This window comes from Pauljensenia sp. UMB3104, assembly GCF_030217285.1.
GTDB lineage: Bacteria > Actinomycetota > Actinomycetes > Actinomycetales > Actinomycetaceae > Pauljensenia.
Window position 1 is genome coordinate 1 of record NZ_JASONN010000257.1, and the last position, 284, is coordinate 284.

Annotated in this window: 1 pseudogene; it reads left to right on the forward strand. The window is 76.1% G+C overall.

Annotation, left to right across the window (positions count from 1 at the left end):
* Positions 1-284: pseudogene (locus tag QP415_RS11615) on the forward strand (TadA family conjugal transfer-associated ATPase); the annotation flags it as partial.

Sequence of the window (284 nt, forward strand, 5' to 3'; positions counted from 1 at the left end):
GGCTGGGCGACCATCCACGCGAACGGGGCGAGGGACGTGCCTGCGCGGCTTGCGGCGCTCGGGGCGCTCGCGGGTATGGGGGAGGGTGCCGTCGCGGCCCAGGCTTCCAGCGCCCTCGACGCCGTCCTCCACATGCGGCGCGACGCAGCTGGCCGCCGATGGGTGTCCGAGGTCGGGGTCCTCACGCGCGCTCGCGGTCCACTCGAGTGCGCGGTCGCGCTCAGCGCCTCCGCCGATGGCTGCGTCACCACGCACGAGGCCTGGGCCTCCCTCGCCCGAAGGGT